This is a genomic window from Williamsia herbipolensis, from assembly GCF_036153515.1.
Classification (GTDB): Bacteria; Actinomycetota; Actinomycetes; order Mycobacteriales; family Mycobacteriaceae; genus Williamsia_A; species Williamsia_A herbipolensis.
Genome location: NZ_CP108021.1, coordinates 3126031 through 3148962, shown reverse-complemented (window position 1 = coordinate 3148962; position 22932 = coordinate 3126031). Strand labels below are relative to the sequence as shown.

23 protein-coding genes are annotated in these 22932 nt (G+C 69.1%); 9 read left to right on the top strand and 14 right to left on the bottom strand.

Going from position 1 to position 22932, the window contains the following annotated elements; genetic code table 11:
• The first annotated feature begins 5 nt into the window (after nt 1–5).
• The 3 genes from OG579_RS14370 (at nt 6) to OG579_RS14360 (ending at nt 1874) form a co-directional block, all read left to right on the top strand.
• Nucleotides 6–698, top strand: coding sequence for an AIM24 family protein (locus OG579_RS14370; protein ID WP_328856482.1), 693 nt, complete (start codon nt 6–8; stop codon nt 696–698).
• 10 nt (nt 699–708) lie between these two features.
• A complete protein-coding gene (locus tag OG579_RS14365; protein WP_328856481.1) occupies nt 709–1458 on the top strand; it encodes an AIM24 family protein in 750 nt (249 codons plus the stop codon).
• Nucleotides 1459–1538: 80 nt separating this feature from the next.
• Nucleotides 1539–1874 carry an ArsR/SmtB family transcription factor gene (locus OG579_RS14360; protein ID WP_328856480.1) on the top strand — a complete coding sequence of 112 codons (336 nt, stop codon included), beginning with the start codon at nt 1539–1541 and terminating at the stop codon, nt 1872–1874.
• A 100-nt stretch (nt 1875–1974) separates the two neighbouring features.
• On the opposite strand, the gene OG579_RS14355 is transcribed toward OG579_RS14360, so the two are convergent.
• Nucleotides 1975–3192, bottom strand: a complete 1218-nt coding sequence (locus OG579_RS14355) for a cytochrome P450 (protein WP_328856479.1) — start codon at nt 3190–3192, stop codon at nt 1975–1977.
• The gene (locus tag OG579_RS14350; RefSeq protein WP_328856478.1) at nt 3189–4562 is read right to left on the bottom strand and encodes an MFS transporter; all 1374 of its coding nucleotides are present in this window, start codon (nt 4560–4562) and stop codon (nt 3189–3191) included. The genes OG579_RS14355 and OG579_RS14350 overlap by 4 nt, the downstream gene beginning before the upstream one ends.
• A gap of 102 nt (nt 4563–4664) precedes the next feature.
• On the opposite strand from OG579_RS14350, the gene OG579_RS14345 reads away from it, so the two are divergent.
• Nucleotides 4665–6107, top strand: coding sequence for an FAD-dependent monooxygenase (locus OG579_RS14345; protein WP_328856477.1), 1443 nt, complete (start codon nt 4665–4667; stop codon nt 6105–6107).
• A gap of 15 nt (nt 6108–6122) precedes the next feature.
• On the opposite strand, the gene OG579_RS14340 is transcribed toward OG579_RS14345, so the two are convergent.
• The 7 genes from OG579_RS14340 to OG579_RS14310 all read right to left on the bottom strand — a co-directional run bounded on the left by OG579_RS14340 (nt 6123) and on the right by OG579_RS14310 (nt 14053).
• Entirely contained in the window at nt 6123–6824 is a 702-nt protein-coding gene (locus OG579_RS14340) for an HAD family hydrolase (protein ID WP_328856476.1), read from the bottom strand.
• Nucleotides 6821–7810, bottom strand: coding sequence for a ScbA/BarX family gamma-butyrolactone biosynthesis protein (locus tag OG579_RS14335; protein WP_328856475.1), 990 nt, complete (start codon nt 7808–7810; stop codon nt 6821–6823). Before OG579_RS14335 ends, OG579_RS14340 begins: the two co-directional genes overlap by 4 nt.
• Before the next feature lie 101 nt (nt 7811–7911).
• Nucleotides 7912–9636 carry an ABC transporter substrate-binding protein gene (locus tag OG579_RS14330; protein WP_328856474.1) on the bottom strand — a complete coding sequence of 575 codons (1725 nt, stop codon included), beginning with the start codon at nt 9634–9636 and terminating at the stop codon, nt 7912–7914.
• Nucleotides 9637–9700: 64 nt separating this feature from the next.
• The gene (locus OG579_RS14325; protein WP_328856473.1) at nt 9701–11293 is read right to left on the bottom strand and encodes an ABC transporter ATP-binding protein; all 1593 of its coding nucleotides are present in this window, start codon (nt 11291–11293) and stop codon (nt 9701–9703) included.
• On the bottom strand, nt 11290–12093 hold the full coding sequence (locus OG579_RS14320; RefSeq protein ID WP_328856472.1) for an ABC transporter permease: 804 nt from the start codon (nt 12091–12093) through the stop codon (nt 11290–11292). Before OG579_RS14320 ends, OG579_RS14325 begins: the two co-directional genes overlap by 4 nt.
• Nucleotides 12094–12140: 47 nt before the next feature.
• A complete protein-coding gene (locus OG579_RS14315; RefSeq protein ID WP_328856471.1) occupies nt 12141–13052 on the bottom strand; it encodes an ABC transporter permease in 912 nt (303 codons plus the stop codon).
• Between the two features lie 101 nt (nt 13053–13153).
• On the bottom strand, nt 13154–14053 hold the full coding sequence (locus OG579_RS14310) for a sulfurtransferase (protein WP_328856470.1): 900 nt from the start codon (nt 14051–14053) through the stop codon (nt 13154–13156).
• 179 nt (nt 14054–14232) lie between these two features.
• On the opposite strand from OG579_RS14310, the gene OG579_RS14305 reads away from it, so the two are divergent.
• Genes OG579_RS14305 through OG579_RS14295 form a run of 3 tightly spaced genes read left to right on the top strand, consistent with a single transcriptional unit; the run spans nt 14233 to nt 17485 of the window.
• On the top strand, nt 14233–15141 hold the full coding sequence (locus OG579_RS14305) for a sulfurtransferase (protein ID WP_328856469.1): 909 nt from the start codon (nt 14233–14235) through the stop codon (nt 15139–15141).
• A gap of 35 nt (nt 15142–15176) precedes the next feature.
• The gene (locus OG579_RS14300) at nt 15177–16478 is read left to right on the top strand and encodes an NtaA/DmoA family FMN-dependent monooxygenase (RefSeq protein WP_328856468.1); all 1302 of its coding nucleotides are present in this window, start codon (nt 15177–15179) and stop codon (nt 16476–16478) included.
• Nucleotides 16475–17485, top strand: a complete 1011-nt coding sequence (locus tag OG579_RS14295) for an LLM class flavin-dependent oxidoreductase (protein ID WP_328856467.1) — start codon at nt 16475–16477, stop codon at nt 17483–17485. Before OG579_RS14300 ends, OG579_RS14295 begins: the two co-directional genes overlap by 4 nt.
• Here OG579_RS14295 and OG579_RS14290 read toward each other — a convergent pair whose 3' ends face one another.
• The gene (locus OG579_RS14290; RefSeq protein WP_328856466.1) at nt 17486–18850 is read right to left on the bottom strand and encodes an aminotransferase class I/II-fold pyridoxal phosphate-dependent enzyme; all 1365 of its coding nucleotides are present in this window, start codon (nt 18848–18850) and stop codon (nt 17486–17488) included.
• Between the two features lie 275 nt (nt 18851–19125).
• Between OG579_RS14290 and OG579_RS14285 the strand changes: the two genes are divergently transcribed.
• Both OG579_RS14285 and OG579_RS14280 read left to right on the top strand, forming a co-directional pair.
• Nucleotides 19126–19422 carry a hypothetical protein gene (locus tag OG579_RS14285; protein ID WP_328856465.1) on the top strand — a complete coding sequence of 99 codons (297 nt, stop codon included), beginning with the start codon at nt 19126–19128 and terminating at the stop codon, nt 19420–19422.
• Nucleotides 19419–19691, top strand: a complete 273-nt coding sequence (locus OG579_RS14280; protein ID WP_045824679.1) for a hypothetical protein — start codon at nt 19419–19421, stop codon at nt 19689–19691. Before OG579_RS14285 ends, OG579_RS14280 begins: the two co-directional genes overlap by 4 nt.
• Before the next feature lie 15 nt (nt 19692–19706).
• On the opposite strand, the gene crcB is transcribed toward OG579_RS14280, so the two are convergent.
• The 4 genes from crcB to OG579_RS14260 all read right to left on the bottom strand — a co-directional run bounded on the left by crcB (nt 19707) and on the right by OG579_RS14260 (nt 22577).
• Nucleotides 19707–20078 carry a fluoride efflux transporter CrcB gene (crcB, locus tag OG579_RS14275; RefSeq protein WP_328856464.1) on the bottom strand — a complete coding sequence of 124 codons (372 nt, stop codon included), beginning with the start codon at nt 20076–20078 and terminating at the stop codon, nt 19707–19709.
• On the bottom strand, nt 20075–20509 hold the full coding sequence (locus tag OG579_RS14270; RefSeq protein ID WP_328856463.1) for a fluoride efflux transporter FluC: 435 nt from the start codon (nt 20507–20509) through the stop codon (nt 20075–20077). The genes crcB and OG579_RS14270 overlap by 4 nt, the downstream gene beginning before the upstream one ends.
• 41 nt (nt 20510–20550) lie before the next feature.
• On the bottom strand, nt 20551–20982 hold the full coding sequence (locus tag OG579_RS14265) for an organic hydroperoxide resistance protein (RefSeq protein ID WP_045824682.1): 432 nt from the start codon (nt 20980–20982) through the stop codon (nt 20551–20553).
• A gap of 119 nt (nt 20983–21101) precedes the next feature.
• The gene (locus tag OG579_RS14260; protein ID WP_328856462.1) at nt 21102–22577 is read right to left on the bottom strand and encodes a catalase; all 1476 of its coding nucleotides are present in this window, start codon (nt 22575–22577) and stop codon (nt 21102–21104) included.
• Nucleotides 22578–22932: the final 355 nt, after the last annotated feature.

Here is a 22932-nt window from a genome sequence, read left to right as displayed (position 1 = left end):
ACGCCATGGTCTTCGAGAAGGTCAACAGCAAGGTCGTCTCGGTCGACATCGCCCGAGCCGGAGGCGTGATCGCCCGCAAGGGCGCCATGCTCTTCTACACCGGCCAGGTGATGTTCTCGCCCCACATGATCCCCGGCGCCGGCGGCGCGGGCCTCGGTGCGATGACCGGGGTGGCGGGTCGGATGATGGCCGGTGAGCACGAGAAGACGATGCTGGCGCAGGGAGCAGGGGTCGTGCACTACGGGTTCGCCGGCCTCGCCGTCCACATCGTCGATCTGCCCCAGGGCGGCACGGTGACCGCCGACGCCTCCCGACTGCTCGGCCACACCGCGGGCATGCAGGCATCGGTGGTGACGATGCAGTCCCAGTCCGGCGGTGGCGGTGGCGGCCTGCGCAACGCCCTGCGCGGCGCCGCGACCGGAGCCCTCACCGGCAATGGGTTGATGACCACGCAGTTGCAGGGACAGGGCGCGGTGGTGTTGCTCGCGCATGGCGAGGTGATGGAGCTGCGTGTGGGTGGTGAACCCGTGGTCGTCGACCCGCAGGCGTTCGTGGGAACGCTGGGACACGTTCAGACACAGCTGAAGTCGGCGCTGAGCTGGCGAGATGCGGTCGGTCGCGGCGCAGGCGAGGCCATGCAGCTGCACTGCACCGGCGACGGCATCGTGTTCGTGCAGGCATCGGAGCAGAAACTGTGAGGGACACGCTGTGAGCGACATCCTGAATCCCGCGGTCCTGGTGGGAGACGACAACGTGCCGCACAACTCCTACGCGTACTACATCACCCTCGACAAGCCCTGGATCATGTCGAAGGGCGCCATGATCGCCTATTACGGGCAGATGCAGTTCCGGACATTGATGCAGGGCCTGCAGTCGGGACTGCTCGCCTCGATCGCGGGAACGATCAGCGCACCGATGTACATGGGCAACTTCGTCGTCGCCGAGGGCCAGGGGACGTTGATCATCGGTGATCGTGGATTCGACATCAACTCCTTCGACCTCGACGACGGGAATCTCACCGTGCGCGCGGCGAACCTGCTCGCCTTCGAGCCGGGTCTGCAGCTCAACCAGTCGATCGTGCCCGGCTACCTCACCCTCATCGGGACAGGGAAGTTCCTCGCGTCCTCGAACGGGCCGGTGATGTTCGCCGAGCCACCGGTGCGCGTCGATCCGCAGTCCCTCGTCGGCTGGGCCGACTGCCCGTCACCGAGTCACCACTACGACCAGAACTGGGTGAACGGCTTCATGGCCGCCGGCGCGGCCATGATGGGGGCGGGCAGCGGCGAGGAGCAGCAGTTCGACTTCACCAGCGCGGGAACGGTTCTCATCCAGTCGAGCGAGAAGGTCCGCGACGACGCCGACGTGGTCCGCACCATCGAGACCCAGATCCCCGCGCTGTCGCAGGGCGGCATCCGCCGGATCATGGCCACGGCGCAGGCGCACATCAGCCAGCAGTGAGCGTCTGGGCCACGACACGTTCCGACGCGGCTGGCTACTATGTTCGTAGTAGGTTCGTTCCCCAGCGAGAGGCAGTGGCCGTGGCCGACGACGACGGGCATCCCGACATCGACGAGTTCGACCTGTCGGCCGTCCTGCATGCGCTGGCCGACGACAACCGCCGCAGTGTGATCGCGCAGCTCGCCGCCGAACCGCAGGGATCCGAACAGTTCTGCAGCGTGTTCGGGCTGCCCTGGGCTCCGTCGACGCGCACGCATCACTTCCGCGTGCTGCGCACCGCAGGGCTCATCTGGCAGCGCGACGTCGGTAATGGACGCATGACGCGTCTGCGCCGCGACGACATCGACCGGGTGTTTCCCGGCCTCCTCGACTCGGTCCTCGCCGCCGACGCCGCCACTCGCGCCCGGGTCGCCTGATCGGCACCGGACCCGCAGCCGAATCCGCACCGAACCGACGAACCCGCGTCATGCACGACGCGGGTTCGTGCGTTCGACGCGGGGTCGATCGCGCGGCGCGTCACCAGGTGACGGGCAGTCCGATCGGTCGGTGCACGAGGATTCCCGTGTCCCAGGCGATCTCGGCCGGATCCACGGTGAGGGCGAGGCCCGGCAGGTCGGTGACGAGACGACCCAGCACCTCGATGATCTCCATCCGCGCCTGGGCCGCACCCATGCAGTGGTGCATGCCGTAGCCGAACTGCAGGTGCCTGCGGCCCTCGCGGGCGGTGTCGACGACCCACGGGTCCGGGTAGACGGCGGGATCCCGATTCGCCTGGTGCGCATCGGCGTAGACGACGTCCCCCTCGAGGATCACCCCGTGCTCGACGGGGACATCGCGGGTCGCCACACGCGGGAAGGTCGAGATCCGGCCCAGCGGCAGCAGACGCAGGAGCTCCTCGGTCACCGTCGGGATGGTGTCGGGATTGTCGACGAGATGGTTCCACAGTTCCGGGCGGGCGAGGACGACATAGGCGATCTTGCCGATCACCGACAACACGTTCTGATCGCCGCCCACGATGGAGCCCAACAGGATGGCTGCGTACTCGCCGTCGGTGACCGGCGGCGAGATCGAGTCCCGACCGGCGAGCAGGTCGGCGATGAGCCCCTCGCCGACGGGGCGTCGGCCCGACACCAGGTCCTCGATGTAGCGGTAGAGCGTCCAGAAACTCTCGAGCAGGGCGGGAACGTCGGCGTCGCTCGCGATCTGCATCTCCCGCGAGAGTGCGCGGAAGAACGGCACGTCCCCCGCCGGTATCCCCAGCTGCGCGGCGTTGAAGCCGATGGTCAACGGGTCGAGCAGGGTCGCCATCAGATCGGCGGTGCCGCGGTCGCGGTCGCGGGACAGGTCGGCGAGCGCGACGTCGAGGACCCCGTGCACACTCTGCGCGCGCCGAGCCACCGACGCGGCGCTGTAGGCCGACCCGACGAATCCCTTCAGTCGTCCGTGATCGGGGTGGTCGAGATTGAGGAGCATCTCGGTCGGCATGATCGTCGGGAGAAACGAGGGGCCGTCGTCGGTGTTGGTGCGCGCCCGCGCGAAGCTGATGTCGGTGAGGACGGTGTGCACGTCGCGGTAGGACGTCAGGTGCACCGCGAGGTGTCCGCTCGGCAGTCGGACCTGGGGCAGTCCACCTCGCGACGGCTCGTCGATCGCGGTGATCATCGACGGCGGTTGGAGTCCGGGCAGGTCCCGGAGGTCGACGCGGACGGCCGTCGGCGAGGTGGATGCGGTCATGCCGGGGTTCCTTCTTTCTCTGCGGTGGACGCCGACCGATCGGCCGGCGCGTCGTTCTCGGGGGATGTGGAGCCGGGCGCGGCCGCCGACGAACGGCGGCGGACGGCGACGATCGCGACGGTGACCACCGCGAGCAGTGCGATGAGGACGATCACCGTGGTGACGAAGGCATTCCGATAGACGTCGGGGTGCCCGAACTGACCGGCAGCGGTGTCGTCGGCGGCGGATCCGCTCAGCTTCGACCCGACGACCGCCGACAGCACGAGGGCGTAGCCGGCGACGAAGACGGCCTCGCTCCCGATGCGGAAGAAGTTCAACAGACCCGCGGCGGTGCCGGTCCGTTCCTCGGGGACCACAGACAGGGCGTGGCCGTCGACCAGCCCGATGGGCAGGCCGAATCCGAGCCCCAACAGGACCATGGGCACAAGCACCCACACGAACGAGTTGCCCTGCGACAGGAGCAGGATGCCGGCGTTGCCGAGGAGCAGCGCACCCAGACTGAGCAGCACCACGACGCCGACGGTGAGCCCACGGAACCGGGTGACCGCCTGAGCGATGAGGAGCGGGGTCACGAGGACGGGGATCGTCATGGCGAGCATCAGCAATCCCGCGTCACCGGCGCCGAGGTTCTTGATACCGCTGAACGCCGAGGGCAGGTAGGTCAGCAGCGTCACGAACCCGATGGAGCCGGCCACGGGGACGAGGCACATCGCGAGGAACTCACGGTTGCGCAGGAGGCTCAGGTCGAGGATCGGCCCACGCGGACCGGCCGCGGGCTGCACCGCCGGGAGAAGACGGGATCCGACCGCGGCCGCGGCGAGGATGACCGCGTGGACGACGAACACCCCGCGCCAGTCGACGAGTGAGACCAGTGCACCGGAGATGGTGGGGCCCAAAGCGAGTCCGAGTCCGTTGACCGTCCCGAAGATCGCAAACGCGTGTGTGCGACGGCTGCCCTCGTACGCACTGGAGATCAACGAGCTCGAGCCGGTGAGGATGGCCGCGGCCCCGACACCGGCGATCACGCGGGCGATGTCGAGCACGAGCAGGTTCGGGGCGATCGCGCTGACCACGCTGCCGAGCGTCACCGCGATCGCGCCGAGGGCGAAGGTCTGCCGGTGCCCGATGCGGTCACTGAGGGTTCCCCAGACGAGGGTCGCGAGCGCGAACGCGACGTTGAACCCGTTGACCACCCACTGCAGTGCGGTCGGGTTCGAACCGAGGTCGGTGGAGATGTGCGGGAGTGCGATCGCCGTGCCGGCGATCGCGGTCGGTGTGACGAATTGTGCTGCCAGGACGATCGGCAACGTCCACCTGCTCGGTGGCGCAACGGCCTGCTGCGCCGATTCGGCCGTGCTCGTGTCGGTCATGAAGAACCCTTCGGTCGGCGGATCGGTGTGGCGCGACCGGACGAGTTCGCGGTCGGCGCGCCCACCATGCTTGCGGTAGGTACTATAACCATCGTAGGTACGATGCTGCTCGTTGATGAGCGCGAAAGGCTGGGCATGGGCACGCAGACACACCGCACGGAGGTCGCGATCGTCGGAGGTGGGCCGGTCGGCATGGCCATGGCCGCCGAACTCGCCCTGCTCGGCGTCGACACGGTCGTCATCGAGATCCGGACCGAGACCGACGAACGCCCGCGGGCGGGAACAGTGCACGCCCGTTCCCTGTCGCACCTCGCGCGGCGCGGGTACATCCCATCGCGTCGACCGGACGAGATCGCCCGCGGCGAGGGACGATTGGTGTCGACGCCCTTCCAGTTCGCCGCCCAGCCCGTCCTCACCATCACCGCGCCCGCCGTCGAGCCCGCCCCGATCGCGGGTATCCCTCAGGCGCGCCTGGAGGCGGCGTTCGAACACCGCGCTCGCGGCCTGGGTGCGACGGTGCTGCGCGGCCACACGGTTCGTGAGATCACCGACATGGGAGAGCGTTTCCGGCTCGACCTCGCCACGGCGGCACCCGATGGCGTCGAAGCGGTCGACGCGCGCTGGGTGATCGGGGCGGACGGTGCACGCAGCGTGGTCGCCGAACATGGCGATTTCGGCACCCACACCTACCCGGCGACGATGAACGCGCTCGCCGGACTGGCGCGCGCGGACCACCCGGGGCCGCCGCCGGGGTGGAACGCGACGTCCACCGGATGGACCCTGCACAACCCGAATCCCGGTGGCAAGGCGCGGATCATCGCGATGGACTTCTCCGGGCCGCTGGCGGTACGCGACACCCCGGACCCGCAGGAGTACCTGCAACGCCTCGGCGCCGTGCTCGGAGCTCCGCCGGAACTCGACGAGATCTCGCACCTGACGCGGTTCAGCGATCACGGCCGTCACCGCACACGGATGCGCGACGGCCGGATGATGCTCATCGGCGACGCCGCGCATGTCCACTACCCCTTGGGCGGACAGGGACTCAACACCGGCATGCAGGACGCCTTCACCCTCGGATGGCGGCTCGCGGCCGTCGTCGACGACACCGCGGACCCGTCGGTCCTCGACGAGTGGTCGCGCGAGCGCGTCCATGTGGCAGAGGTCGTGGTGGCCAACACCGTGGTGCAGTCGCGGATGATGAACCCCGGGTCGACCGACCTGCGCGACGCGGTGGTCGCGATGCTGTCGGTTCCCGGACTGCACGACGCCCTCGCCGACGTGATCAGCGGACAGTTCCAACCGGGCTTCCAGACCGACCTGGTGATCACCGCCGACGACGGCACGGTCACCACATTGGCCGAACTGCTCACCCGGGGAACGTTCGTGGGCATCGCGCCGGACAGCGCGACCCCGCTGCCCGGCGCGATCGGGACCGCCGGATCGAGACACCCGGAGGTGACCGTGGTCCACGGGAAGGTCACCCCCGAGCAGCCGTGGGTGTCGGCCCTCATCCGACCCGACGGCTACCTCGCGGCGACGCACTGACGACATGGTCGCGGATCAGCCGACCGGGTCCACGGCCGCCGCGTGCGCCGCCACCGCGGTGCGGACCGCCTCGACCGCCGACGTCGTGTCGACGAATCGGATCGCGGTCCAGCCGGTGTCGACCGCCGCGCGGCAGTTCTCGGCGAGGTCGTCGACCAGGATGCAGTCGCGCGGATCGACGTCGTTGCGTCGTGCGGCGAGGGTGAAGATCTCCGGATCCGGTTTGCGCACGCCGACGCGGCACGAGTCGACCAGATCGGTCACCACGTCGTCGAGCCCGACCATCGGACGCCAGTAGGGCTCCCATTCGACGACGTTGTTGCTCAGGATGCCCACGCGCACACCGTCGCCGATCAGCTCCAGCGCCAGGTCCCGGACACCGGAGTTCACCCGGTGTCCGGCGAACCACTGCCTGCCGAAATCCGGTTCGCTGCGGCTGAGATCGAGATCGGGCCGCTCTGTCCGGATCACGTCGTGGAGCCGACCGACCCAGCTGCGTTCGTCGAGGAGCGCCAGCTCGATCGGTGCGAGCGGCGGGAGGCCGTACTGGGCCCCCACCGTCGCGATCGCGCGCTGCAGCACCGCGACCGGGATACCGGTGTTCTGCTCGTACCGTTCGAACAGCTCGTCCAGCGGCGGCGACAGCACGCCTCCGAAGTCGAACCACACGAAGGGGGTTCGTCCACCCGGTGTGGTCCGATCCGCGGCCGCGCTCACGCGACCATGGTGTAGATGTCGACCGGCAGGAGCTTCAGGTGGACCCAGCCCTGGGCGATCACGTCACCGTCCTGATCGAGGTGGACGTCGGCGAGCGCACCGCCCTCGCCGTCGGGGCGAACGGTGGCGCGGGAATGGGTGTCCCGCTCGAACTCGCCGAACTTCGTGAACTCCATGTGGAGCCGGTGCATCACCATCCGGTTCGTGTCGAGTCCGAGGGTGGCGTTCGCCGAGGCCATCGCGATCTGACGGGCCGCCTCGAACACGAGCATGCCCGGGACGTGGTCGAGGGCGTGGTCGAAGAGGGACGGATGATTGGTGTCGATGATCGTGAGCGTCGAGAGCTCGTCGCCCACCAGCTCCGGGTTGGCGAGGATCGCGTTGCGCGGGTTGTGCCGGCCCACCGACCCGGGTCGCATCCGCGCGACATGGGTCGCCTCCGGGATGACGTGCTGCGCGGGCAGACCCAGCGACTCACGACCGCGGTCACGGATCCGCTTCCACACCGGGCTCGGCATCCACTGGTAGGTCATCGCCTCTCGGGCCGCGACGGTTCCCTCGATGGACGCGACCATCTCGAGCGTGAGGCCGATGACCTGGCCGTCGCGGACCTTCTCGTGGACCACGTGTGCCTCGACGATGCAATGCCCGGGGCAGGCCCCGATCCGCAGGGTGCGCTCGTTCAGGATCTCGAAATCAGCTGCGCCGAAGATGAACTTCTCGGTTCGAGGGACGTCGAGGAACGTGTGGGCGTAGTAGATCGCGACCTGACGGAACACCTCCACCAACAGCAGTGCGTCGTAGCTCGCGGCGGTGCCGCGGTGATCGCTGAAGTACGAGTGGTTGCGCGGCAGCTGCGCGGCGAACGCCGCGCCGTCCACAGTGCGGTGGGCGTCGGTGAGGAACACCTCGGCGATGGACTCGCGGTGGACGATTCCCCGGGGGATGTTGCGGTCGAAGGACAGTTCTGCGGTGGTGACGGACACGGTGATGCCTTCCTTGCTGGTGCGAACGGACGGTGGTGCGTCGTGCGGTCGAGATGGGTGATGCGCCCGGCCTCGTCGCCGGGTCGAGAGGCAACGAGTGGTCAGGAGGCCCGGACGGCGATGTCGTAGGACCATCCGTTGGCGATGTTGCGTGGGGCGTCGAACACCGACGGCAGGTTGAACACCTTCGACGACGCGGCGACGCTGTTGCGGTCGGTGAAGAGCGGGATCGCGATGTTCGCGCCGAGGACGCGACCGACGACCCGATCGAACAGCGACGTGCGTGTGGCGGGGTCGGTGGCCTGGGTCGCCTCGACGAGCCACTTGTCTACTTGCGGATCGCGCAGCTTGGAGCCCGCGACGATCGAGCCGATGGTGATGCCGTCGATCTGTCCGTACTTCAGATCCGTTGTGGTGGAGCCGAATGCCCGGTTGAGTTGTAGGGACAGGTCCAGGCCGCCGACCTGGCGGGGGAACGCCTCGTAGTCGTTCTTCGCGAGGAGGTCGTAGACCTGCGCGTTCTCCACGTACTGCAGGCCCACGTCGACGCCGAGGTTCTGGCGCAGTTCGGCCTGCCAGGCCTTGAGGACGTCGTCGAGCGGGTAGGTGGGTGTGGTCGCGAGCAGGCGGATCCTCAGCGGCTGACCGGCCGCGTCGGTCCGGAACTCCTGACCCGGCTTGCCGGCCCACCCGGCCTGGGTCAGCTCGTCACGCGCCGCCTGCAGATCCACCGGGGTGGCGTTGTCGTACTTCGCCTCGAAGTACTTGCTGTCGGGCGAGATCAGACTCCAGGCACGCTGCTGGGTGTCGCGGGTGACGGACTTGATCACGGCCGACAGGTCGACGCCACGGGCGATCGCGTTGCGCACCCTCGGATCTCTGGTCGCACCCTGGGTGGTGTTCAGCATGATCACCGTGGGCGATGCGGCCGAGCCGACCTGGTCGTACTGGAAGTTCGCCACGCCCCGGAACAGTCCGATGTCGGTGGCCTTCACCGTCGAGATCGCGTCGACCTCACCGCTGCGCAGCAGTCCGGCCCGCGTCGAACCCTCGGGGACGTACTTGACCACGAGCGAGTCCACGTAGGCCGCACCCTGGTGCCGCGCGGTCGCCGGACCCCACCGGTAGGCCGGGTTCTTGCGGAAGCGGATCTCCTGGCCCTGGATGGTGCGGTCGATGATGAACGGGCCCGATCCGATGAGGTCGGCACCGCTGGTCAACGTGGTCTTGTCGGCCTGCAGTGTGCTGGGGGCGACGATGGCGCCGCTCAATCCGGCCAGCGTGGACAGGAAGTCGGCGCGGGGCGACGACAGCGTGATGCGAACCTGTTCCGGCGACACGACATCGACGCCGGTGACGCTGGAGTACTGCAGGATCCCCAGGGTGGTCCACGAGGGGTAGTCGGGGTCGCGGAGCTTGTCGAGTGTGGTCTTGACCGCGGCGGCGTCGAGCTTCTCGCCGTTGGAGAAGGTGACGCCGTCGCGCAGGGTGAAGTCGTAGGTCTTGCCGTCGGGGGAGACCGTCCACGATTTCGCCAGCCAGGGGTGGAAGTTCTCCTGTGCGTCCTCGGAGATCAGGCTGTCGTAGGTGTTGCGCAGGATCTGGGAGGCGTCGAATGCCGAGCCGTAGTGCGGGTTCAGACCACGGGAGGGGTACTGGTCGAGCGCGATCGTGAAGGTCCCTCCGGAGGTCGGGGTGCCCGAGGGTGCACCGCCGCCGCTGCCGGGTTCGGGATCGGATGCGCACGCGCTGCCCGCGACGATGACGAACAACGCCACGAGGATCGTGGCGGTTGCGCGGTGTGCACGGAGGAGGGTGGTCAACACGGTCGGGTCACCTGTCTGGTCGGGGTGGTGCGAGGCGTTCGGACGTCGAGCGGTACAGCTGTGGTCAGAGCGTGGGGACGGCGTCGAGCAGTCGTCGCGTACACGACGACCGCGGGTTCGCGAACACCGCTGCTGCGGAACCCTGTTCGGCGACACGGCCGCGGTCGAGGACGACGAGTCGGTGGCAGAGCTGCCGGACCACCGACAGGTCGTGAGAGATGAACACGACACCGATGTCGGTGTTCTCGGTGAGTTCTCGCAGCAGGTCGAGGATCTGGGCCTGCACCGAGATGTCGAGCGCCGAGACCGGCTCGTCGCACACCAGCAGTCGCGGTGACGATCCCAGGGCGCGAGCGATGTTGACGCGCTGGCGCTGTCCGCCGGACAGCTCTCGCGGATGCCTGTGCGCCGCCGACGAGGGCAGGTGCACCGCGTCGAGGAGTTCGCGAACGCGTGCCGATCGGTCGTCACGGTCGGGTCGGACGGTCGCCACGCTCTCGGCGACGATCCGGTCGACGGTGTAGCGGGGGTCGAAGGATGCGACCGAATCCTGCGCGACGAGGCCTATCGCACCGGCGCGACGGTTCGCGGCCGTGTGGGGCGCGCCGTGCAGCCACATCTCGCCGGCGTCTGGGGTGAGCAACCCGGTCACGAGCTCGGCGACGGTCGACTTCCCCGAACCCGACTCGCCGACCACCCCGACCACCTCGTTCTCGGCGACGTCGAACGACACGTCGTCGACCGCGACCACCGGGCACCGCAGCACCCGGTAGGTCTTGCGCAGGCCGTTCGCGGAGAACACCGGCACCGCGTCCGGGGCGTCGGCGAGCGGCGGGCGGGCGGTGCCGCGCGGTACCGCGGCGATCAGTGCTCGCGTGTGATCGGCAGCGGGCGCATCGATCACGGTCCGGACCGGGCCTTGCTCCACGATGTGCCCGTCGTGCATGACGATCACGCGGTCGGCGATCGCAGAGACCACGGCGAGGTCGTGACTGACCAGGATGACCGCGCGTCCGGCTCGGGCCTGGGCGACCACCAGGTCGAGAACCTGCGCCTGCACGGTGACGTCGAGTGCGGTGGTGGGTTCGTCGGCGATGATGAGGTCGGGGTCGCCCGCGAGCGCCGAGGCGATGAGGGCGCGCTGTCGTTGCCCACCGGAGAGCTGGAACGAGCGTTGTCGCCGCTTGACCTCCGGATCGGGGATCCCCACCGAGGTCAGCAGCGCCTCGACGCGGTCGGTGCGCTCGCGCCGCGGGACGTCGACGAGCGCCTCGGTGACCTCGGCGCCGATGGTGCGCAACGGATCCAGGGCCGTCAGCGCGTCTTGCAACACGAGTCCGACGCGACGGCCGCGCACCGATCGCCACCTCCTCTCGCTACGGTCGAGTGCGTTCTCGCCCAGGATCTCGAACCGGTCGGCGGCGATCCGTGCGCCGACACCGGCGAGACCCACCAGGCTGCGCGTCGTCACCGACTTCCCCGATCCGGACTCGCCCACGATGGCGAGGACCTCGCCGCGACGGACCGAGAGGTCGACGCCGTGCACGACCTCGGTGTCGCCGAAGGCGATGCGCAGGTTCTCGATCCGGACGAGGGTGTCTGCGTCGGCGACCGACGGGGTCTGCGGCGCGGCGCTCACCGCGGTGGTCGTGCTCATCGTGGGTCCCGGTGCTCGAAGCGGCGGGCGGTGGCACGCCCGACCACGGTGCTCGCGATGACGGTCGCGGTGATCGCCAGGCCCGGGAAGAAGACCGACCACCACGCGATGCGCAGATCGTCGCGGGCCTCGGCCAGCATCGACCCCCACTCGGGCGTGGGCGGCTGCGGACCGAAGCCGAGGAAGCTCAGGGCAGCGGCCCCGAGGATCGAGGTACCCAGGCCCAGGGTGATGAGGACCGGCAGCGTGGTGACGGCGTTGGGCAGGATGTGGCGACCCACGATGTGGCGATGTGTCCGGCTGGTCAGCCGCGCGTGGGTCACGTATCCGGTTCCGGCGACACCGCGCGTCTCGGCGCGCATGACGCGGGCGAACCGCGGCGACGACGCGATACCGATGGCCAGGATCAGGTTGGTGGTGCCGGTCCCGGTCAGCGTGATGAGCACCAGTGCCAGCAGGATCTCGGGGAACGCGCCGATGAGGTCGAAGAACCGCGACAGCACCGTGTCGACACCGCGGTTGCCCAGACCCGCGAGCAGGCCCAGGGGAACACCGACGGCGACGGCGAGCAGCGTCGCGGACACACCGATGAAGACCGACAGGCGCGCACCGTGCACCACCCGCGTCCACACGTCGCGACCGAGCTGATCGGTGCCGAACGGGTGGTGCAGCGACGGCGCGGAGTGCGCGATCGTCAGGTCGATCCGCAGCGGGTCGGTGGGCGCGAACAGTCCGGGCCACGCGACGGCGACCACGACCAGCACGAGGAAGACCCCGGCCACCGTGAGCCCGACGGGCACGGGTCGAGTCGTCGGCCGAAACCGGGAGGACACAACGGATACCGACGTCATCGGGCCTCCCGCAGACGTGGGTCGATCCAGAGGTAGGCGAGGTCGACGACGACGGTCACGACGAGATACACCGTCGCGGTGAGCAGAGCGACCGCCAGCACGACCGGGAGATCCTTGTAGGTGACGGCCTCGACGGTGGCGCTGCCGAGTCCGGCGCGTCCGAACACCTCCTCGACCACGACGGTCCCGGTGAGCAGACTGCTGACCGCCCAGCCGGCGAGCGTGGCCGCGGGGATCAACGAGTGCCGCAGGCCGTGTCCGGCGGTCAGCCGCAGTGCGCCGATGCCGCGTGCACGGGCGGACACCGCGAACGGCTGCTCCAGTGCGCGTTCGATACCACCGCGCATCACCTGCGCCAGAACGGCGGCGATGGGGAGCGCGAGGGTGAGTCCGGGGAGCACCAGGCGTTGCAGTTCGGTGCCCGAGGTGACGGGGAGCACCCGCAGCGTGAACGCGAACACCCAGATGAGGACGAGGCCGACCCAGAACGTGGGGGCGGAGGCCACACCCAGCTCGAGGCCGCTGACCCCTGCCGCGACCGGGCCCCGGCGTCCCGCGGTCAGCACGGCAAGCAGCGGCGCCACGACGACAACGATCACCAGCGCGACGCCCGCGAGCTTCGCGGTCGAGATCATCTGGTCGCCGAACACGATGTCGGACACCGATTCTCCGCGCACATAGGAGTAGCCGAGGTCGCCGCGAAGAAGCTTGCCGAGGTACCGACCGTACTGCACGATCAACGGTTGATCGAGTCCCCAGTCCTGTTCGACCTTCGCACGTAGGTCGGGGTTGCTCGCCTCGCCCATGACGGCCGAGACGGCGTCGCCGGGAGCGAGATGAATCGCGAGGAACGCCAGGGTCATCGCGGCCCAGAGCATGCCGACCGCCGAGGCGACGGTGGAGGCCACCCGGCGCAAGAGCGCGCCACCCCGCCCGGATTGAACGACTGCCGACACCGGCCGGGTCGACTCGGGTGACGCCGCGGGACCGGCCGGGGTGATCGTGGCGGTCACAGCTCGATCGGAGCGCCCACGACGCTCCCCCACTCGGTCCACGACCCGTCGTAGACACGAACCCGGCTGTCGCCGAGCACCTCGTCGAAGATCAACCAGCCCAACGCCGCCCGGTGGGACAACCGGCAGTAGAAGACCAGGTCGGTGGCAGAGTCGAGATCGGCGGCGCGCACACGTTCGCGCAGCTGGTCCACGGGCAGGATCCGCGTGTCGTCATCGAGCAGTTCGGCGACGTGCAGCGCGCGCGCCCCGGGGATCCGACCGTGCCGCTGCGCCCCATGGTCGATGATCTCGGTCTCGGGTGACACGCGCTGCCCCGAGAACTCCTGCGGTGAGCGGAGATCGACGATCCCGGTCGACGCCGACCCGATCGCGTTCTCGACACCGGCCCGATCGATCACCACCGATGGTCGGGGGTGCGACGGTGTCGGACGTGTCGGTGCCGGCAGGGTCGATACCGGCGGGGTCGATGCCGGCGGGGTCGATGCCGCCGGGAGGACAGCGCGTGAGGTTTCACCGAATCCTGCTGCGGACCAGGCGGCGAGCCCGCCGTCGAGGTAGTGCAGCCGGTCCGCGACACCGGCGACGGTGGCCACCCAGATCGCGTAGGCGGCGAACTGGGTCGGCGCGCCGGCGAGCACCACCTCGGTGTCGGCGCCGACACCGAGGTCCCGCAATCGCCCCGCCAGTGTCCGGGCGGTGGCCAGTTCGCGTCGGGTGTCGTGCCACAGGAGCGGCTTCCAGTGGATCGATCGGGATCCGGGGATGACCCCGGCGCCACCGTCGTGCGACTCGTCGCCGGTGACCTCGATGACGGCCACGTCCGAGGGCGAGGCCGAGATCGCGTCGCGGAGCCATGCGACGTCGACGATCGTCGTGGTGCTCACAGAGGTCATCGGCACTGCTCCCTTCTCGGTGTCCGGGGTGGGTCGTTCGTCTCGGGAAGGAATGTATGCGGAGACATGCCCGAATCGTGAGAACAAAAATCACGGCGCGCGGAACTATGTTCCCAATTCGCGCGGAAACATAACTTCGTGCAGAGTTCACCGCCGACCACGAGGACGGACCCCCACCCATGACCGGTTCACGCGCAGAACACCTGGTGTCGGCCGTCGCTCTCCGACACCGCCCGACCATGGAGTCGACAGTGATCCTCGACGTGCGCGTCGATGCCCTCGGTCGTCCCGATCACGACGCCCACCTGCGCGGACACATCCCGACCGCCCGCTTCGTCGACCTCGACGTCGACCTCTCCGGGACCGTCGGGCCCCGGTCCGGCGCGCGGCCGCTGCCCGAGATCGACCAGCTCCGCGCGTCGCTGCGCCGGTGGGGCATCACGCCCGCGACACCCGTGGTCGTCCACGACGACTCGACCTCGGCCGCAGCGGCGCGGGCCTGGTGGGTGCTGCGGTGGGCCGGCGTGCGCGACGTTCGACTGCTCGACGGCGGGCTGCGCTCCTGGATCGATGCCGGCGGGGACATCGCGCGGGGACCCCGGACCGCACCCCGACCCGTCCTCGGCGCGTCACGAGCCATCCGACCACGGCCGGGCGGACTGCCGGTGGTGGAGATCGACGACATCGTCGAGGTCACCCGACGAGCGGTGCTGCTCGACGCCCGTCCGGCCGAGCACTTCGCGGGACGCGAGGGCGGCGCAGCACACATCCCCGGGGCGATCAGCGCACCGGTCTTCGACGACTTCGACGACCATGGCCGCCTGCGACCGGCGGACGAGCTCGCCGCGCGCTACCGTTCGCTCGGCGTCGACCTGCGTCGCGCGTCGCCCGGCGCAGAGCATGCGGACGTGGTCGCGGCCACCTACTGTTCGAGCGGCGTCGCCGCCGCTCTCCAGGTCCTGGTGTTGGCCACCCTCGGGGTCTCCGCGGCCCTCTACCCGGGGTCGCTGTCGCAGTGGATCTCCGATCCGGCGCGTCTCACCGTCGGATCCGCGATCACCCCTCGGCCGACCGCCGACATCGCCTGACGCCCGCATCGTCCCGCCACCGACGAGAGATCCCGATGAACGAACCACGGCACGTCATTCTCAACGCCAACCTGATCCCCGGCGGCACCATCGGGAGCCCATGGCGCCGCACGGAGAGCCCCGCAGGACATTTCGTCACCATCGAGCATTACCTCGAGGTCGCACGCATCGCCGAGCGCGGGCGGTTCGACGCACTGTTCCTCGCCGATTCACCCGACCTGCAGACCAAGGAGTGGAACGCGCCGAGCCGACTCCTCGACCCGATCGTGGCGCAGTCGGTGATCTCGGCGGCGACCGAGAACATCGGTCTGATCGTGACCGCGACGACCTCGTACAACGACCCCTACAACCTGGCACGGCAGTTCGCGAGTCTGGCCGCGGTGTCCGGTGGGCGGGCGGGATGGAACCTCGTGGTCACCGGCGGCGACGCCGCCGCCCGCAACCACTCGTTCGAACAGGCGCTGCCCAAGGCCGACCGGTACGAGAGGGCAGCGGAGTTCATCGACGTGGTGACCGCTCTGTGGGATTCGTGGTCGCCCTCCTCGGTCATCGCCGACAGGGCGACCGGGCACTACCTCGACGCCCGCGGAATCCATCCGATCAACCACGACGGCAAACACTTCCGCGTCGCAGGCCCCCTCAAGGCACCGCCACTCGAGCACGGACGGCCGATCCTGATCCAGGCCGGCGCCTCGGCGCACGGCGTCGAGTTGGGTGCGCGCACCTCCGATGCGATCTACACCGCCCATGTCGATGCCGACTCCGCGCGTACCCGCCGCGACGAGGTCCGGCAGATCGCCGCACGCGCCGGGCGCGACCCCGACTCGGTCAAACTCCTCCCCGGGCTCATCGTCATCCTCGCCGACACCGAATCGGCGGCGCGCCGACGACAGGACGAGCTCGCCGATCTCATCCCCGATCACGTGCAGATCGTCAACCTGGCCGCTCGCCTCGGCGTCGATCCCGACGCGCTGGCACTCGACTCCCCCATCCCGTGGGACCTCGTACCGCCCGAGGAGGCCACCGACAGCGCACGCGGACAACGGGCGGTCTTCCTCGAGTTCGTCCGGCGCCGAGGTCTCGACACGCGAGGCGCCGCAAGACTTCTGGCCTCAGGGAGCGGACACGCCACGGTGGTCGGCGCACCCGAGCAGGTGGCCGACACCATCGAGACCTGGTTCCGTTCGGGCGCCTGCGACGGCTTCAACGTGATGGTCGACGAACTGCCCGCCGGACTCGACACGTTCGTCGACACGGTCATGCCGATCCTGGTGCGCCGCGGCCTCTTCCGCGCCGAGTACACCGCGTCCACCCTGCGCGGACACTACGGCCTGTGACCACTTCGGCGATCGACCCCGGCGGGTACCCCCGGCGGTACTCGTTGTTCCTCCAGGTCCGCATGGGGGAGCCGACCGTGGCGGTGTATCGCCGCGTGATCGAGATCGCAGTGGCCGCCGAGCGTCTGGGGTTCGACACGATCTGGGTGGCCGCCCGTCATTTCGGCGCACATCACGCCGCCGTGCCCAGCCTGTTCCCCGTCCTCTCCGCGATCGCGCAACACACCACGCGACTTCGCCTCGGGACCGGTGTGGTGGCCCTGCCGTTCGAGAACCCGGTACGCCTGGTGGAGGACGCGGCCGTCACCGATCACCTGAGTGACGGACGGGTCGAGTTCGGCGTCGGCAAAGGCCTCGGCTTCGGGCTCTCGGCGAGCACCTACACCGGCTTCGGGCTGAGCGGTGCCGATCGCGAGCACCTCTACCGCACGCACCTCGACCGGATCCATCGGCTGACGGGTACGGGCACTGTCGCCGACGCGGTCGTCATGCAGCCCGACCCGACCCCGCTCCGTGGACGGATATGGCAGTCGACGGGTGACTCCGACACCGCGCGGCGCGCGGGGTCGGTCGGCGACGGCCTGCTCCCCCACGCCAATTCCGAGGCCCGACGCGGTTCGGGCGTCGAGCAGTTGATCGACACCTATCTCGACGCCCACGCCGACGCCGGTCGTGGGGCACCGCCGCGGATCGGCACCACGATCGGCGTCCTCCCCGGCGACGCTCGTCGTCTGCTGACCACCGACCGGCAGATCAGCCCCGGCTACTACGCCTCGACCCCGGCGGCGACCGATCCGGATCGCTATCTGCGTGAGGTCCACGTCCACCACGGTTCGACCGCCCGGATCGTGGACACAGCACACGATTCCGGGGCGACGCACCGGGCCAGCGACCTGTTGTTCTCGGTGCCGCTCGCCCTCCACCACGACCACTTCGTCGGCTGCCTGGAGGCGATCGCGGGTGAGATCGCGCCCGCGCTCACCGCGCCCGCCGTCGTGATCCGCTGATCAGTCGAGGAACTCCCGGTGCACCACGCCGGCCGCGCCGGCGACCGCGTCGGCGAGTTCGGCGACGGCTGCGGGGGCGTCGGGCAGCTGCGGCACCGCGATGCGGAGCAGCCCGCCGCCGCCGGCCACGTACGAGCGTGCGCCGGAGCCGACGTTGATACCGCGGCGGGCGAGTTCGAGCAGTGCGCCGGTCTCGTCGCGGACCTCCACCCACACCACCAGGCTGTTGGGTCCGGCGTGCGCGGTCACCCCCCGGTCGGCCAGCGCGCTGCGCAGCGCGTTGCGGCGGCCGGCGTACCGCGTGCGTGCGGTGTCGACGACCGCGTCGGCGGCCGCGTCGGTGACGAGATGCGCCAGCGCGTTCTGCAGGATGCGACTGTTGGCGGCGATACCGTGCACACGCAACCGGATCGCGCGGTCGATGAGGTGCGCGCTGCCGCCGATAACGCAGGTCTTGATGTCCATCCCGTAGGCCTTGCAGTAGCTGCGTACGCGCACGGTCTGATCGGGGAAGCGAGCACCGAGTGACGGCGCCTGCTCGTCGGCGAGCGGGCCGACCGCGTCGTCCTCGACGATCCACGGACGGGTGTCGGCGGCGGCGAGCACCTCGGCGATCTCGTCGGTCCGGGAGGCGCTCAGCGTCCCGTCGGCGGAATAGGCGCCCTCGGGCTGCAGGACGATGACCGCAGGCTGCAGGGCCAGCACCTCGGCGAGCGAGCGGGCACAGACGCCGTCCTCGTCCGCCCGGATCCCGACCACGCGGTAGCCGACGTCCTCGAGGGTGTCGAGGAACCCGGGGATCACCGGCTCCTCGACGGCGACCAGCTCACCGGGCGACGCCGCCGCCTCGACCGCGAGGAGCAGACCCTCCGAGCCGCCGCCGGCAGCGACGAACGACTCGGCCGCGAACGGCCAGGTGTGGACCACCGCCTCGCGCAGGCGATCGGTGATGTAGTCGCGACGGGGCCGGTTGAGGTGATCCGAGCGCACGCCCGCCAACATCGCGTCGGCCAGATCGGGTTGCAGCGCGTAATCGGGGCTGCCGGTGAGCAGGTCCCGGTCGGCCCACCCGGGACGCGCCGAATTCGCGGTGTCGACCACGACGGTGCCGCCGCGACGGTTGGTCTCGATCAGTCCGTCGCCGCGCAGGGAACTCCACGCCGAGACGATGGCGCGGGTGCTCAGATCGGAGCCGTGGGCGAGGTCGCGGATCGTGGGCAGACGGGTTCCCGCCGCGAGCGCACCCTCTCGGATCAGATCGGCGACCACCGACTCGATCTGATCGGCGCTGTGCGCGTGATGGGCGGCCAGCGCGGAACGGAGAACGTCGTCGTCGGTGGCTGTCGCCGCACCTGCTGCCTTCACCACTCCAGTATGAACTCGTGCGGTCACGCGGTCAGCTTTTTGCACACAGCTGAGCGATAACACAACGCGTTGTGTGTTCCGCCCCGGCGGTGTGAGCACGCCCCCTCTGCCCCGGGGGCGTTATCGATCCGTTACCGATGTTCTCGAATGGATACCGATGCGTTCAGGGATTCTCTGTTCGGGCAGGTAACGGTATAGCGTCCTTTTCATAGCGATCAAAGAAATGGGTCGTCGCGTCACCCGCGCCTGACCGCGCGTTGTTCGAAAGGCCCGCCATGGACCAGAACATTCTCGAGCACCACATCCCCCAGCCCGCAGGCGTCGAGCCCGCGGTCACCAGCCCGGCCACCTTCGCGGCCTCTTCCCTCGCCGATGCGGACACCGCGTCGGATTCGGTTCTCGCCGATGTCGCCGACAAGGCGGAGAACCTGCTCGGCGACATCGCCGACGCGCTGCCCGGTCCGCCGGAGAGTCTGCTCCTCGGCGAGCACGGAGGCGTCGTCATGCTCGCTGCCCTGGTCATCGCGACCATCGTGATCCTGGCCGCCTCCGCAGCCACCGGGGCACTGTGAGCACGGGCTCCGCACCCATGGGGGTCGGCCCCGACGAGCGCAGCCGCGACTGGCTGACCCTGGCCATCGAGGGCGTTCTCGTCGCCGTCATCCTGGGCACGCTCATCGGCGCGGTCGTGACCGCGCTGCCGCTCATGGGTCTGCTGTCGACGATCGGTGTCGTCGCAGCTTTGGTCGTCATCGTGCTGCTCGTGGTCCTGGCCGCCTATCTGGGCCGCAGTGCCGACGACGAACCACTCGAGTCGCTGGGCGACGTCGAGAATTTCTGACACGTCTATCGTCGCTCAGCCGAGCGCGTAGACGATGCCGAGGCCGGCGGCGCACGACGCCAGCGACAGCATCAACGACAGTGCCGCATAACCGATCCCGGCGCCGGCGCGACCGGATCGCAGCAGCGTCACGGTCTCCACGCTGGCGGTGCTGAAGGTGGTGTAACCACCGCAGAAGCCGGTGCCGATCACCGCCTGCCAGTCGGCATCGACCCCGGCGCCGGTCACCAGGCCGGCGATCACACCGAGCGCGAACGATCCCGTGACGTTGATGATGGTGGTCTGCCACGGCGTCGACCACCCGAAACGGTGGCGCAACTCGCCGTCGGCGGCGAAGCGGGCCACCGCCCCGAGTGCGCCCGCGAGGGTGACGAGGACCGCGATCACCGCGTCATCACCGATCGCGAAGCAATGAAACCGAGTGCGGCGCAGATGATCCCGACGATGACGGTCGTCGCGACGTAGGCGATACCCACGACTCGGCCGGCGCCGGCGAGCAGCCGGTCCGATTCCAGGGCGAAAGCGCTGTAGGTGGTCAGGGAGCCGCAGAAGCCGACGCCGACGAGAAGCCGGATCCGCTGGCGCACACCGGTGTCGGGACCCGACACCGTCAGCCAGCCGACCAAGGACCCGAGAATCGTTGCGCCGACGAGGTTCACGACGAACGTGGCCCACGGCCAGTGCCCTGACGTCGCCGGATCGAGCTGCTCGGCGGCGTAGCGGAGCGCGGTCCCGACCAGCCCGCCGCCGAACACCACGAGCATCGCGCGCACCTGGCGATGCAGTGGGATCGGGGCCGGCGTGTCGGGATCGGTCACGCGCTCACGCTACAACCGCCTCTCGGGCTCCGACAGGCGGATCAGACGTGCGCGGTGACCGTCTGCTCGATGTTGCCCTTGGTCGCCTTGGAGTACGGGCAGAACGAATGTGCGGTCTCGGCGACCTTGTCGGCGGTCTCCTGGTCCAGACCGGGCAGCGTGACGTCGATCGCGGCGGTGAGGCCGAATCCACCATCGGAGGAATCCTTGCCGATACCGATCGTGACCTTGACCTCGGTGCCCTCCGGGGGCTTCACACCGGACTGCTCGGCTGTGGCGCGCAGGGCGCCGAGGAAGCATGCGGCGTAACCGGCCGAGAACAGCTCCTCGGGGTTGCTGCCCTCACCGCTACCGCCCATCTCCTTCGGCGGGCGCAGATCGAGATCGATCTGACCGGTGTCGGAGTAGACCTGTCCGTCGCGTCCGCCGCCGGTGGCCTTGGACGTGATCGTGTAGACGGTGTCGATGCTCATGAGCTCCTCTTCCTGAAGGGACAGTTGGGGTACGTGAACCACAGAACACGTACGCCGAGCACAACGGCCCCGCGGAACGGATTGTTCCGTGGGGCCGTTGGGTGTGGTGTCGGTGCAGATCAGCCCTGGGCGCCCTCGCGGACCCCGGCCTCGACCTTCTTGCCCAGGTCGGGATCGACGTTGGTCCAGTACTCGAACACGCGGCTGAGCACGGGCTCCTTAACACCGTCGAGGACGTGGCCGACGATGTTGTCGACGAGCCGATCGCGTGCGTCGTCGTCCATCACCTCGCGGACGAGCTGGCCCGCCTGCACGAAGTCACCGTCCTCGGGGTGCTCGACGTAGCCGGTACGCAGCGCGTCGCCGTCGAAGCTCCACAGGCCCTCGTCGCCGGCGGCCTGCTCGGAGGCGTGCGGTCCGCCGTAGGAGTTGGGGGCGTACACCGGGACCTCGGGTCCGTTGGAGCGGTACGACATCGCCCCCTCCTTGGAGTAGGTGTTGATCTCCGCGTTCTTCGCGTAGTTCACCGGCAGCTGCGAGTAGTTGGTGCCGATGCGGTAGCGGTGGGCGTCGGCGTAGCTGAACACCCGACCCAGCAGCATCTTGTCCGGCGAGAAGCCGATGCCCGGAACGACATTCGACGGCTCGAACGACGACTGCTCGATGTCGTTGAAGAAGTTCCGCGGATTGCGGTTCAGCGTGAGCTTGCCGACCTCGATCAGCGGGTAGTCCTTCTGCGACCAGACCTTGGTGAGGTCGAACGGGTTGAACTTGTAGCCCTCGGCCTCGTCGACCGGCATGACCTGGATCTTGAAGGTCCAGCTCGGGAAGTCACCGGAATCGATGGTCTCGTAGAGATCCTGACGGTGGTGATCGGGGCTGCTGCCGGCGAGGGTGTCCGCCTCGTCCTGGGTGAGGAAGTCGATGCCCTGGTCGGTCTTGAAGTGGAACTTCACCCAGAAGCGTTCTCCCGCTTCGTTGACCGTCTGGTAGGTGTGCGATCCGAAGCCGTCCATGTTGCGCCACGTCTTCGGGATGCCGCGGTCACCCATCAACCAGGTCACCTGGTGTGCGCTTTCCGGGCTCAGGGTCCAGAAGTCCCACTGCATGTTGTGGTCACGCAGGGCCGAGCCGGGCAGACGCTTCTGCGACCGGATGAAGTCCTGGAACTTGATGGGGTCCTTGACGAAGAAGACAGGGGTGTTGTTCCCGACCAGATCCCAGTTGCCCTCGGTGGTGTAGAACTTCAACGCGAAGCCGCGCGGGTCACGCCAGGTGTCAGGACTGCCCTGCTCACCGGCGACGGTCGAGAAACGCGCCAGCGCTTCGGTCTTCGTGCCCTGGTGCAACACAGCAGCTTTCGTGTATTTCGAGATGTCGTGGGTGATCTCGAGTTCACCGAAGGCGCCGCCGCCCTTGGCGTGCACGACGCGCTCCGGCACGCGCTCGCGGTTGAACTGCGCCATCTTCTCGATGAGGTAGTGGTCGTGCAGCAGGATCGGTCCCTGCGGGCCGGCGGTCAGCGACTGATCGTCGCTCGCGACCGGGATGCCGGTGTTGGAGGTGGTGCGCGGGGTGGAGGCGTTCTGGGTCATCGATGGTCTCCTAGTGGTGCCGTGCGGCTCGCCAGGGCTCGAAGAGTCGCGCTTGTCGGTCGGGCTGCATTCGTTCACGGCCGGAGATGGGACCAACGCTACGGCATCATCTGGAACGGATCCAGACAGCTGGGGGGATGAGAGTTCCGCCCGGCGGCCTCCCGGCCATGTTCGAGTGGCGCGGTCCCCGCCGGTGTTCTAGCGTCTGTGCGCAGAGGTCGTGTGTAGCACCGGGCAGTCCCGGTGTTCGCGTCCGCGGTGTTCTCACTCTTCACGCCGCGTCGAAAAGCGCATCCGCCCTCACGTCGAAGAGAGATCACACCCGTGAACGACACCACCCAGGACGACACCACAC